Raw genomic sequence first — 13,073 nt, 5'->3', positions numbered from 1 at the left:
AAACTTTCTGTACAAACGTGTGATCTGAAGATAATTCTAGTTGTCATTCCAGTGCTTGACACTGGAATCCAGCTTTTACTATACAGCCACCTGGTGTGCTCATTTACGATTAAGTTTTCTGGATCCCAGTGTCTGGGCACTGGGATGACATCATTCTTAGTGGAAGTTACCCCCATATCGCAACGTTCGTACAGTTGTGTGCTTCGACACTGGGATCCAGCCTTATTACACAATTTTATCATATAAATCCTCCCAGTCTGGATTCTCTTTCTCGATTAAATTCATTTTCCACATATATAATTGACTGGATTCCAGTTTGCATGACACCAGTACTTGCATTTATTCTATCGTTTAACTAGATGTTTGTATAGTTTCTGCTATGAGCTTTGCAGCTTCCTTTGCCAATTTAGCTATATTACTACCAGCACCAATAAATAATACTATATCACCTGGACTTGTCGAATCACTAATAAAATGTGAAATGAGCAAAGCATCATTCATAATTTTTGTGTTATTAAATCCATTACTGATTAAAGCTTTTTGTATATCATCAATTCCACAACCAGGAATGGGCTTATCTTCTGGAGGATGAACAGGAGTAAGGATGACATAATCAAACATCATGAAAATTCGTATGAATTCATCAAAAAAATTACGAATGCGAGCAAAACGAAGTGGTTCGATAATTCCTATTACTTTTCCTTTAGTAATCGAACGTGCAGCCGTTAAAGTTGCATATATTTCATTTGGATGATGGGCATAATCCTCAATTAACTTAACACCTTTAATATTGGCAATCAAAGAGAATCTTCTTGCTACTCCTTGAAATTCCAAAAGGCCTTTTTTAATATCTGCATCGCTAATCCCGAGTTTTATCGCAACTGATATTGCAGCTAAGGCGTTGCTGACCTTATGCATCCCTATTGCGTTTGATAGTATTACATTTTTTATGTTTCTGGATCCCAGTGTCAAGCACTGGGATGACACCCATTTTTTTTGAAACAACATCAGCGTCTTTTCCTGTTGCTCCTTCTCCTTTGTCATCCCAGTGCTTGACACTGGGATCCAGTTATTTTGAACCATACAACTATCATCAATAAACACATCAAATTCTATGCTGTTAGCATGCTGCTTAATATTAACAGCTTTAATATTGGCATCCTCAAACCCAAACATCATAGAGTTACTTGCATCATAATTAATGCCTACAGAATCAGGCAAAACTGCAAAATCTGCTTTGCTTATAAACTGAAAAAACGCATTTTTAATATTGTCGAATGTACCATAATGATCCATATGATCGTCGTTAATACTCGTTATAACAGCAATATTTGCAGGAATTTTTAGCATAGTTCCATCAGACTCATCAGCCTCGATCAGAAAAGTGTCACTCTTTCCAAGTTTTGAATTACTCTGATACGAATTTAGTATTCCTCCTACAATTACAGTTGCATCAATATTAGAATGATCAAAAATGGAAGCAATCATAGCCGTTGTTGTTGTCTTTCCGCTTGAACCTGAAACCGCTACCACATATTTACCTTTCATAATGTCAGCAAGTATGTCTGATCTATGCAAAACGGTTTTATTGTTATTTTTTGCCGCAATTAACTCCACATTATCAGATTCTATTGCAGAAGAATGTACAACTATTTGAGCTTGGCTTATATTATTAGCATTGTGACCAATATAAACCTCTATACCTAGCTTTTGTAACTTATTTATATTGTCGTTTGATTGTGCATCACTGCCTTGAACTTTGTAATTGGAATTGTGAAGAATTTCAGCAATAGCGCTCATTCCGATTCCACCTATACCAATAATATGTATTATTCCTTTTTGAGTTTTGTTAATATTTAGCAGTAGATGTTTACTCATTACTAAATTTATTATAGTATAATTTAAAATCCTCATAGTATCGAACCCTCTTACCGAATACAATGATAAAAAACCTAACCTTTCTATGTCTAATATTTGTTTTGATAAGTAGCTGCAGTTTTAGCAACAGGTTTAACTGCACTGCAGGTCATTATAAAATTGGCAGCAGCTACACAATAAATGGTATAACTTATTATCCAAAAAACTGTAAACACTATGAAGAGATAGGGATAGCGTCGTGGTATGGAATAGAAGATCATGGCACGCTTACAGCAAATGGTGAAGTGTTTAACCGTCACTTGATCTCTGCAGCGCATAAGACTTTGCCCCTACCCTGCTTTGTTCTTGTCACTAATTTAGAAAATGGAAGAAAGTTTGTTACAAGGGTTAACGATAGAGGGCCTTTTATTGAAGGCAGAATAATAGACTTATCAGAAAAAGCAGCTCAAGTCTTAGGATTTCATAAATCTGGGCTTGCAAAAGTAAAAGTTCAATACCTAAGAAAGATGTCAGAACAATTGATACAAAATACTCCTCATTACAGAAAGCAATATGAAAAAGAAATGCAGAAACGTCACCCGAAACAAGACAGTGCAGAAAGTAAGGGATATGTTGCATTTTTTAAAAGTGCTCAGGCTGCTAAATCAGCTGCATCAAAGCTTCGCAATCAAGGAATAAAAAATGTTAGATTGCTTTTTAAGAACGATCAATATTGCGTGAAAGTGAGTTATAGGTAGTGGTGAGTGCAGAATTTGAAAGATTTGGTTAATGTAAGGAACGCTGGCTAACTATTGTAAGTTAAAAATGTGATATAAAAAAGATATCAACAATTTATAGCTATACCACCGCGATATCTCTTAGCCGCTAACACGTAGCGGAATGACGAGCTTATCGTCACGCCACCGCTAACCGTCATACCGCGATTTATTCGCGGTATCTCAGCCGCTAACAAGTAGCAGAATGACAGCAATCCTACGTCATACCGTCACGGTATCTCTAGATCCCGCTAACAAGTAGCGGGATACTTGACCTTTACAGGGATGACAGTTGTCGTTTAGCTATAAATATTAAGAAATTTACCAAATGAAAAAAAAGGCAAAGAAACCCTAGGGTAGCTAGTATTCAAATTCTCCCTTGTCTATTTGACGTCTTTTACTGTCTTAAACACTTTATAAGCGCGTTTCGGCTTGTATAGGTAGAAACCTAAAAGTTTTATAAAGACATGAGGTGCACATAGTGCAAAAAATTAAGCATGATTTACGCCAAATACATTAAGTTTTTTGTCATTAATCCACTGCAGAGATTGCGAAGATAAATAAATAGCTTCAGTTTCATGACAGGAGGGCTGGCGGAGTTTGTCAAGTAAGTTTTTCGTTTCATCCAATGCGCTGCCAAAAGTTTGTTATGCAAGAATGCACTAGCCATTTCTCACAGATTCATTTAAACTTAATCAAGTAGGGGTATTATTAACGCGAAAAGAGTTTAATTAGAGATTTAAGTGATATGGCGCGTGAGGAAGATATAAACCAATTAGTAGAAAATGGATTTGATATTAACTCAAAAGATGCAAGTGGAATCACTCTCTTGCATAAGTTCACAAAAGAAGGCGATTTAGTTGGAGTAAAGTCATTACTAGAGCACGAAGCTGATTTCAATGTCGTAGACAACGAAAATAGAAACCCTCTGCATTACGCCATTATGCATGGACACAAGAAAGTTGCTAAACTTTTTGTTAACCAACTGACAATTAATTCCAAGGATAAAAATGGATTCACTCCACTGCACCTTGCTGCACTACAAGATGACACGGAATTAATAGATTTTTTGATAACAAAAGGCGCAAAAATTAATGAAAAAGATGCCAAAAAGGGCTATACTCCTCTTCATATAGCTTCACTATACGGTTCTAAAAAAAGCGTCCAAATTTTAATTGATAGCAGAGCAAATCTCGAATGTGAAGATAACAATTTTCGTACTCCTTTGTTTTTAACCATTTATCAATGCACCGCACATTATGACAGCAGAGCAGAAATTATAGAATATCTGATAAAGAAAGGTGCAAATATAGAAGCCAAAGATGCAGAAAATAACACTACGCTTTTCCTAGCAGCGTATAACAACAAAATGCAAATAGTAAAACTTATTGCAAAAAAACAGCAAGCAAGTAACGATAAAATTAAACTTAAAGAGTTTTTTTGCACAAAAAACAACCATGGTTTTGATGCGTTAGATTGCGCTATTGAGCATAATAATAGAAAAATGGTAACATTTCTTGTTTCAAAGGGAATAGAAGCAAACGATCAAGATTTTAATGGTAACGCTAGGCTGCATAAAGCTAGCCATAATGGTAACACTAAAACAGTTAAGCTCTTATTGAAGCTTAAGGTAAACGTTAATGCTGTTACTAAATGTAACAGAACTCCCTTGCTACTCGCAGTTAAAAAAGGCCATACACAAATTGTGAAAATGTTATTGGAAGTTAGAGCCAATATGAACATTTGTGAACAACAAGGTTTTGCACCTCTACATCTTGCTGTTCAAAAGGATTATTTTGATATAGCTCAGTTGTTAACAGAAAAAGGTGCAGACCTTAACATTAAGTGCAATAACGGTCATACCGCAATAGATATGTTCATTAGCAAGGCTCATAGCAAAAAAAACATCGAAGAAAATTACAAAAAATTTTGTAGATTTTTGATGCTTTACCTGAAAGAGCTACATAGTAAACACAAAGCCTGTTGTATACTTTCAACCCTAGCTCTAAGCTTAACAATTATAGGCTTACCATTTATTTTCAAGCCTATTATTAAATACAGAGAAAGAAGTAAAATATATAAAAAAATTAGGGCTATGCTGGTCTACATTTAAGTACAAGAAGAGTATACAAAAAATACATAGCCAAAGCTAATACACGACAATTATCTGCTCGATGAAAATGAGATTAAATACATTTTTAATATTTTTATAGAAATCTATTAGTATAGATTTTGTATGCTGTTCTAATGGCTATTTTTAAATGCTTAATACTCCTCTTCATTATTTCTTGCACACATCTACCTACCAAGCAATATCCTATTAACATAGACAATTATAAGCACGATTATCCGTTGCAACAATATAACACCTCTTTGGAGATTAATGAACCGGCAATACCAGAAATTATGCCTTTACCAATAGAGTTTCCCGATCTCACAATCAGTAATCAGCTTATTTCTATTAATGTTAGTGAAGAAGTATCAGTAAAAGATTTGCTGATTGAGATAGGAGAACTTTCTGACGTTAACTTGGATATGGACCCAAAAATATCAGGTAATATTATTTTAAAGCTAAAAGATAAGGATATAAACGAAGTAATTCAGAGTATAGCAAATAGCGCCAAACTGCGTTACTCAATAAGTAATGGTGTAATTAGAATTGAGCAGGACTTGCCATACGCGCAAAATTATTACGTAGACTTCATCAATATTCAACATTCTGCTCAAAGCAGTTTCGTCATTAATAACAATATTACTAACAGTGATGGAAGTAACGTTGATAGGGACTATAACAATGTTATGAAGTCTCAATACAGTAGTGACTTATGGAATTCATTAGAAAAAGGCTTGAATGCAATAATGGATGTTAACGGGGTGGATGATGGCGAATTCCTTTCATCCAACAGAGAAGCTGGTGTTATTATTTTGAATGCTAGAAAAGATATCCACAAAGCTGTTGAAGAATATATTAATAAGGTTAAGAAGTTAGCGTCTTCTCAAGTAATGATAGAGGCAAAAATAGTTGAAGTTGTGCTAGATGACAAATACCTTTCTGGTATGAACTTAAATGACTTACAAGATGGAACTAAGTCTATAATAAATCAAGATAACTCCATTATTAACCTAGCAATGAACTTTGGTGCGAATGATCTAGGAGATTTAGTAAAAAATTTAGACAAATTTGGCACTTCAACTGTAATTTCAAGCCCCAGAGTACATGCTATAAATAATCAGCAAGCGATGATTTCATTTACTAAAAACCATATTTATTTTACCTCCGATATACAAAAAGATACTAGAAACTCTAATCAGACCTTAATTACCAAGATGAATAGCGTCCCAATAGGTGTTGTGCTAATAATCCACCCAAGCATTAACATTGATACTAGTGAAATATTCATGGATATACATCCAACTTTATCAAGAATTAACGGCTACACTAAAGATCCAGATATAGAGTACGTTGCACAGCAGAGTAAAATGAAATTAAATAGCGACATTCCAATTGTTGAAATCAGAGAAATGAACTCTATGTTAAAAATTAAGAGCGGTGAAATTATGGTAATCGGCGGGCTTATAGAACATAGAGAAGATAAGCAAAGCTTATTGCATCAGAAATCAAAAAGGCTAGCGAATAATATTAGAACAGTAGAAACTGTCATTTTTTTAAAAGCAACAATCGTACCAACATTTGGTTTGTTAGATAGAAAAGATAAGAATTTATATATATATTAAATTATCACTAAAAATTAAATATCAAACCAACTTCAATATTGTGAGTAGATATGTCATCTGCAACAGGTATCGGAACGCTAAAGTAACGATAGCCGAGAAAGGTTTTGACTTCTGGGATTATTGAATAATCAACACCAAGTTTTATTTGATAAGCAAACCAAGGAACATTAAGTGGCATTGAATTTTGGGGTGACCCACTAATCCTTTTTAATCTAAAAACTGTTGGCCCTATACCAAGAACGATGTACGGAGCAAATTGTGTACCCTGAATGCTGGGATTATAATAGAAGTTTAACAAAAACGCAAATACACTTGCTGATTTATCAAATACCGGAGGAGAATTACTATCTTCAATATTGGCTCTAGAATACATGGTTTCAAAATCAACTCGGCCATTTTCTCCAGCATAGTAACCTAAAGATATGCTGTTAAGCCATTGGAAATTAATTTTACCGTTAAACTGCCGTATACTCTTAATTTCATCTCCTAAAAATAGATCTAAAAGAAAACTACCATAACGGCCCTCAGCTAAAGCAAGAACTCTTTTTCCTATTGCACGTATACCCTTCACAAATGTTTCTGAATTATCATGGTATACCTTACCACCGTTAGCGCTAACATAAAAATCAAGTTTTTTTGATTTTTCCTTTGTAATCTGCTCATTATCAGCCTGATCTGCAATACGTGACCACATATTTTTCTGATCAGCTACTTGGAGAATAGAAGGTTGTTCAATAGAACTACTTTCAAGTTCTTGATATTTTAAATCATTTATTAGTATTTCTTTTTCAGTAACCTCTTCAGAACGTATTACACTTTCATTATTGTCTGCTTCTAATTTTAAGGGTTGTACTTGCTCAATGTGTGTATTACTAATATAAGTAACAAAAAAATAGACACATGGAATGAAAATCAAAAATAAAGTAATAGATATTTTAGTTATAACAAATGAACCCATAATTATCATTTATAGTATAACCATCATATCATATATTTCTTTAATGTACAAAAATTAAGAAAGAGTATTTCCAATTAAATAATTATTCTCTACGCCTGTAACATTAACTTTCACAATACTTTTAGCTTGCGCTCTTGATTCAAGCTTTATTAATGCAAAATTTTCTGCTCTACCGACATTATTTTGCTCAACCAGAACACTTTGCTTAGTGTTGATCAAGGATTGACAAAAACTGCTCATAATTTCTTTATTTACTTCTCTTAAATTTTTTACTCGTTCTTTACGCACATTCTCTGGTACTTGTGGCATTCGTGCAGCAGGTGTATTTTTCCGCTCTGAATATGGAAAAGCATGTAGGTAAACTATATTTGTTTTTTTTAGTAAATCAACTGTATCCTGAAACATTTCATCAGTTTCTGTTGGAAATCCAGCAATAATATCAGCGCCAAATGCTATATTAGGCCTCAAGCTCTTCATTTTATGACAAAATTCTATCACTTGTTCTCTGTTGTGACGACGCTTCATTCTCTTTAGTATTAAATTATTACCAGATTGTAGACTCAAATGTAAATGAGGCATAAGTCTTGACTCATTAGCTATTAAATCCATTAATTCGTCGTCAACTTCAGCAACATCGATAGAGGAAAGTCTTAGCCTCTTCAACTCTGGTATATCCTTTAAAACTCTCCTAATCATTGAACCAAGTGATGGCTTACCCAACAAATCTGTACCAAAGTCAGTAATATCAACCCCTGTAAACACTACTTCTTGATATCCATTTTCTACAAAGATCCTGATTTGCTCTATAATACTGTTTATTGGCACAGATCGATTATTCCCTCTTGCCTCAGTAATTGAGCAAAATGTGCAGCTATGATTACAACCATTTTGAATTTCAATAAATGCCCTTGATTTATCTTCAAATCCATTAATTAGAACAGGTTCTACTTGGCTATCACTGACTAAGATTTTATCGTCATTTAGTAAGTAATTTTCAGCTTTTAGCTTATCTTGATTACCGAGCACTTTACTTACACCAGGAATATCACTATACGATTCAGGATCCAACTGAACAGCACAACCAACTACGATAATTTCTTTATTTGGATCATTTTTGTAAATCTTACGTATCTTTTGCTTTACCTGACGTTCTGCTTCGTTTGTCACTGCACAGCTATGCACCACAACAACATTTTCTCTCTTTGCTTTTTTTAATGCTTCTTTGATTAACTCGCTCTCGTAAAAATTTAGACGACAACCAAATGTTATCACTTCATTCATGTTAGTATTTTTTGCTTTAATAGACCTAAATTATATCAAATATCCAAGCAAAGTCTCTTGCATGACTATTTTTTTGTAAATAAATGCTATGCAAGCAGCAGACACTGGGATCTCAACGATTTTCACTCAGACACAGTATCACTCCTTTGCTTATTATAGTCTTTTGACCTTTTTAAGATACAATCCGGATTGGATACTGAGTTGGTGAGTATAAAAGTATAGCTTCTACGTCATACCGCTGCGGTATCTCTTAGCCGCTAACAAGTAGCGGGATGACGATTGTCGGTGAATCTAAGTTACCTTAGCTACATTTCTAGCTGTAACTATAAATGTATGGATTTTTTATCGTGCCATGTTATAATTAACGTCTTGCTAAAAATTAAATATTGATGAATGAACTAAGAAAGTTAAGTATTACACAAATGCATGACGGGCTCAAAAAAAGGAGTTTTTCTGCCGTTGAACTCGTAGAGGCGCACATCAGTGCGGTTGAAAATGAGAAATTAAATGCATTTATAACAAAAACCCCAGAGATAGCAATGAAAGCTGCTAAAGCTGCAGATGAACATTTCTCTAGGCAAAAGGATGATTTAATCTCGCCGCTCATGGGTGTACCAGTTGGCATCAAAGATCTATTCTGTACAAAAGGAATAAAAACAACAGCATGCTCAAAAATGCTGGAAAATTTCGTTCCGACTTACGAATCTACGGTATCTGACTTGCTTTTAAAAAGTGGAGCAGCCATGCTCGGTAAGCTTAATATGGATGAATTTGCTATGGGTTCTGCGAACACAAACAGCTATTTTGGCCCTGTTGAAAATGTGTGGATTAGAGAAAGTGATGGGGAAAAAGTTGTTCCTGGTGGATCATCTGGTGGATCTGCAGCATCGATTGCTGGATTTTTATGCGCTGGAGCGTTAGGAAGCGACACCGGTGGATCTGTACGCCAACCAGCAGCTTATTGTGGAGTAGTTGGAATAAAGCCAACTTATGGAAGATGCTCGCGTTTTGGTATGATTGCATTTGCGAGTTCTCTGGATCAAGCAGGAGTCATTACTCGTTCTGTCTCTGATTCAGCATTAATGCTGGAAGCAATTTGTGGCTATGATACAAAAGATTCAATATCGAGCGAAAAGCCAGTGCCTAAATTTTCTAGCTTTATAAATGGTGATGTCAAGGGTAAGTGTATTGGTATACCAAAAGAATATAGGATGGATGGAATTTCAGAGGAAATAGTTCATAATTGGGAAAGAGTTACTTCCTATTTAAAAGAAAATGGCGCTGAAGTTGTTGACATTACTCTGCCACATACTAAATATGCAATACCAGTCTATTATTTAATCTGTTCTGCTGAAACTTCATCCAATCTTGCTCGTTACGATGGTGTGCGTTATGGATTAAGGGTTGATGCTGATACCCTTGAAGAAATGTATTCACTAACAAGAGCAGAAGGTTTTGGTAAAGAGGTGAAAAGAAGAATTTTAATTGGCGCTTATGCGCTTTCTTCAGGTCATTATAATGAATATTACGAAAAAGCGCAGTGCATTAGAGCATTAATCAGAAATGATTTTATAAAAGCGTTTGAAAAAATAGATTACATACTTGTGCCATCTGCTCCAACAGAAGCTTTTGGCTTAAATGAAAAGCCAGATCCGCTAATTATGTGCATCAATGATGTGTTTACTGTACCGGCAAGTCTGGCAGGATTGCCTGCTATTTCTGTTCCTGTTGGGCTCTCCAATGAGGGTTTACCACTTGCCTTGCAAGTGATTGGAAATTATTATGACGAAGCTGGAATATTAAATGTGGCAAGCGTGATAGAGCAAAATTGCGGCAGAATAATTAGACCTCTTGCATAATCTATTTTTTGATAGTAATTTTTGCATTAAAATTTGCTTACGCTCCTCAACGTACTCTATGGTTCCATTTTTAGATGAATAGCAAAAACAGGGTATATTAATCTGTTTACAAAATTTTCGTGTAACAGTTCACACTTGATTAAACAGACTGAATTCTGTAATTTTGGGATGTTGAAAAATTTACCTCACGTTGTCATTCCAGCGCATAACGCTGAAATCCAGATTTATAGAAACGAAAAAACTTGCTTGACACATTTTGCCAACCCCCTTATTATGGCATTAAGGGTATTTATGACTCAAAACTTGTTTTTGACCTGCAGGCTCAATGACAAAATTCAGTAAAAAACTCAGGGTATCTTTTGGCGGATTACATAAAATTATAGCGGCTGCATGTCTTTTAAAATTTTTCTACATTCAGTCAAATCGCGCTTAAACTAAGCGTCAGCACATTATTACAGCGCCAATTTAAAGTATTAGAGAGTCAAAACTCGCACTACGGGGTTTCTTTTGCCTTTTTTTCATTTGGTAAACTTCTTAAATATTTATAGTTAAACGACAATCGTCATACCGCTACGTGTTAGCGGCTAAGAGCATAAGTGTTGAAAGTATCAAAAATAACGTGATATGAGATGATCAACGGCATGTAAATTACCTCCCGACAGTAAAACAATCGAACGTATAAAAGAGTCATTTAGATCCAATGTGAATTGCAGTAATGCTATTTTGAACCCATGTAGATTATTTTTGATTTTATAAACAAGAAATAACAAAGCCGTAATAATAATCATGTAAATATACACCTTCATGCCATTCATAGTATGGCTTAAAAAGTGCTTATATCCAAGATTTTGCTTTATAAATTTAAAGAACACTTCTATATCCATCTGCGCCTATATAGCTCTGTTACTTCATAAGCTGGCATTTCAAACAAGTTTGTCAAAAACCATATTTCATCTCCAATTTTATTTCTGATTTTTATTAGCCGTAGATCATGCTTTTCTGCCACTTTACCTCGTGCACGATAAAGATTAACTATTATATCTTCTAAAATCTCTGATCCATCCGATTTTTGTTCTCTTATAACTTTGTTCCTGCTTATAACATCATGTTTTCTTCCTACTTTAACTCTTGTGATAAATTTGTACTCCTTTTCATCAAATTCGGCAAAAGTTCCAACTTTTCTGATTCCTCTATCAAATAATAAAATATCCTCTTTTTCAACTTTAGCTTCATTAATTGCTCTCACTAATGCCATATCTTCACTACTTTCTTCTTGTCCTTTACAAAATCTTATACTTGTCGGCAATTGATCCTTTAATCCTACACTCACTTTAACTTGACTGTCGTTACTTTTACCGCCTATTTTTAGCCCATCTTTTATGAGATATCCCGATAAATTTATGATCGTCGAATCAAACTTATGTAAGTTATTTGATGTTTTTTGGGGTAATAGCTTTTTAATCTTGCTCATCAAATCAATATATACTCCCTTAAAATATTCTGGATTTATAACTTTTAACCTTTTTGACAAATCACTGTATGTTACTGTACTTTTATCGCTATTCTTATCCATTATACACCTGTCTATTACCATTTCTAGCGCTCTTAGGCTTGTTTTTTGCCCCATTAATATTAACTTCATTAGACCTTTAAATATAATCTTGCCCAACAATTTAGTATTACATTTATCTACTTCACTTAATTTTCCTAGCCTTTCTAAATCCTCATCTTTTATTAAATTTAGTACTCTTTCTATTTGATCCATTATTGCCTCCATTTTCTTGCAATAATAGTTCTTTATGTCTTTTTTGTGTTACTTTCAACACTTATGCCCAGTGCCCCTGTGATATCATTCCAGTGCTTGACACTAGAATCCAGTTTTCCATATAATCTCATCGAAAACGTTGTAACCACTTTCTATGCTAGTTTGCTTGTAAACAAGCAAACTTTCCTGGATCCCAGTGTCAAGCACTGGGATGACACCCTACTAGCAGAAGTTACTCTCAAATGTTTGTTCATGTTAGCTACAAACATTAAGAAATTTACCAAGCGAAAAAAAAGGCAAAAGAAGCCCTAGTCATTGTCTATTTTCAGTATTGGCGTTTTTTAAGTCTAAAACACTGCAATTTAGCTGCTTTTAAATGCAACTCACCTTAGTTTAAATGTTTAAGAAATTTACTAAGCAGAAAAAAAGGCAAAAGAAATCCCGTATTAGCTAGTTGTCACTCTCTAATCCTGCAAATTGGCGTACTATACTGTCTTAAACGACTTATAAGCGCGTTTCAGCTTATATAGGTAAAAACCCAGAAATGTTGTGAAGACATAAGGTGCACATAGTGCAAAAAATTAAAAATAAGACGCCAACTACGTTGTTTTCTTGCTGTTTAATCTGCACAGATGAAGATAACTGAATACCTTCAGTTTCATGATAAGGGGGCTGGCGAAGGGTGTCAAGTAACTTTTGCATTTAATCCATTTCTATGGCTTATATAATAATCGTTATTGTAGTATAATTTAGAATAATGCAATAGATACCTAAATGTTTTAGCTATTAATTATATGTTGCACAAAAGCATATATTGCCCTACCATCCAAGTAGGTTAGAAA

At 34.4% G+C, this 13,073-nt stretch carries 8 protein-coding genes and 1 pseudogene; 4 read left to right on the top strand and 5 right to left on the bottom strand.

The window, feature by feature from the left end; all coding sequences use genetic code 11:
* Nucleotides 1-38 precede the first annotated feature (38 nt).
* Together OPR17_RS07365 and OPR17_RS01595 are read right to left on the bottom strand one after the other, a co-directional pair.
* Nucleotides 39-158 (bottom strand): annotated as a pseudogene (locus OPR17_RS07365) (WPE palindromic element domain-containing protein); the annotation flags it as partial.
* Between the two features lie 193 nt (nt 159-351).
* A complete protein-coding gene (locus OPR17_RS01595) occupies nt 352-1,914 on the bottom strand; it encodes a UDP-N-acetylmuramate--L-alanine ligase (protein ID WP_265021868.1) in 1,563 nt (520 codons plus the stop codon).
* A gap of 26 nt (nt 1,915-1,940) precedes the next feature.
* Between OPR17_RS01595 and OPR17_RS01590 the strand changes: the two genes are divergently transcribed.
* The 3 genes from OPR17_RS01590 (at nt 1,941) to OPR17_RS01575 (ending at nt 6,368) form a co-directional block, all read left to right on the top strand.
* The gene (locus OPR17_RS01590) at nt 1,941-2,615 is read left to right on the top strand and encodes a septal ring lytic transglycosylase RlpA family protein (protein ID WP_320109861.1); all 675 of its coding nucleotides are present in this window, start codon (nt 1,941-1,943) and stop codon (nt 2,613-2,615) included.
* Between the two features lie 766 nt (nt 2,616-3,381).
* The gene (locus OPR17_RS01580) at nt 3,382-4,746 is read left to right on the top strand and encodes an ankyrin repeat domain-containing protein (protein WP_320109860.1); all 1,365 of its coding nucleotides are present in this window, start codon (nt 3,382-3,384) and stop codon (nt 4,744-4,746) included.
* A 119-nt stretch (nt 4,747-4,865) separates the two neighbouring features.
* Nucleotides 4,866-6,368, top strand: coding sequence for a type II secretion system protein GspD (locus OPR17_RS01575; RefSeq protein ID WP_458694342.1), 1,503 nt, complete (start codon nt 4,866-4,868; stop codon nt 6,366-6,368).
* A 7-nt stretch (nt 6,369-6,375) separates the two neighbouring features.
* On the opposite strand, the gene OPR17_RS01570 is transcribed toward OPR17_RS01575, so the two are convergent.
* Both OPR17_RS01570 and mtaB read right to left on the bottom strand, forming a co-directional pair.
* Nucleotides 6,376-7,335: a P44/Msp2 family outer membrane protein gene (locus tag OPR17_RS01570; protein WP_265021865.1), complete on the bottom strand. Its 960-nt coding sequence runs from the start codon at nt 7,333-7,335 to the stop codon at nt 6,376-6,378.
* Nucleotides 7,336-7,380: 45 nt separating this feature from the next.
* Nucleotides 7,381-8,607: a tRNA (N(6)-L-threonylcarbamoyladenosine(37)-C(2))-methylthiotransferase MtaB gene (gene mtaB / locus OPR17_RS01565; protein ID WP_265021864.1), complete on the bottom strand. Its 1,227-nt coding sequence runs from the start codon at nt 8,605-8,607 to the stop codon at nt 7,381-7,383.
* A gap of 389 nt (nt 8,608-8,996) precedes the next feature.
* Here mtaB and gatA point away from each other — a divergent pair, with 389 nt between their 5' ends.
* Complete coding sequence (gatA, locus tag OPR17_RS01560; RefSeq protein WP_265021863.1) at nt 8,997-10,466, top strand: Asp-tRNA(Asn)/Glu-tRNA(Gln) amidotransferase subunit GatA; 1,470 nt, start codon at nt 8,997-8,999, stop codon at nt 10,464-10,466.
* An 874-nt stretch (nt 10,467-11,340) separates the two neighbouring features.
* Here gatA and OPR17_RS01555 read toward each other — a convergent pair.
* Nucleotides 11,341-12,243: a transposase gene (locus OPR17_RS01555; protein WP_265021314.1), complete on the bottom strand. Its 903-nt coding sequence runs from the start codon at nt 12,241-12,243 to the stop codon at nt 11,341-11,343.
* Nucleotides 12,244-13,073: the final 830 nt, after the last annotated feature.

Origin of the sequence: Wolbachia endosymbiont (group A) of Icerya purchasi (assembly GCF_947251635.1) — a bacterium.
Taxonomy (GTDB): domain Bacteria; phylum Pseudomonadota; class Alphaproteobacteria; order Rickettsiales; family Anaplasmataceae; genus Wolbachia; species Wolbachia pipientis.
The sequence above is the reverse complement of the archived record's forward strand: the minus strand, read 5'-3'. Positions and strand labels throughout refer to the sequence as shown.

Bases quoted from the DNA above. Each gene is read 5' to 3' on its own strand.
- OPR17_RS01580 (WP_320109860.1), top strand. From the start codon at position 3,382: ATGGCGCGTGAGGAAGATATAAACCAATTAGTAGAAAATGGATTTGAT.
- OPR17_RS01595 (WP_265021868.1), bottom strand. From the start codon at position 1,914: ATGAGGATTTTAAATTATACTATAATAAATTTAGTAATGAGTAAACAT.
- OPR17_RS01570 (WP_265021865.1), bottom strand. From the start codon at position 7,335: ATGATAATTATGGGTTCATTTGTTATAACTAAAATATCTATTACTTTA.
- OPR17_RS01590 (WP_320109861.1), top strand. From the start codon at position 1,941: ATGATAAAAAACCTAACCTTTCTATGTCTAATATTTGTTTTGATAAGT.
- mtaB (WP_265021864.1), bottom strand. From the start codon at position 8,607: ATGAATGAAGTGATAACATTTGGTTGTCGTCTAAATTTTTACGAGAGC.
- OPR17_RS01555 (WP_265021314.1), bottom strand. From the start codon at position 12,243: ATGGAGGCAATAATGGATCAAATAGAAAGAGTACTAAATTTAATAAAA.
- gatA (WP_265021863.1), top strand. From the start codon at position 8,997: ATGAATGAACTAAGAAAGTTAAGTATTACACAAATGCATGACGGGCTC.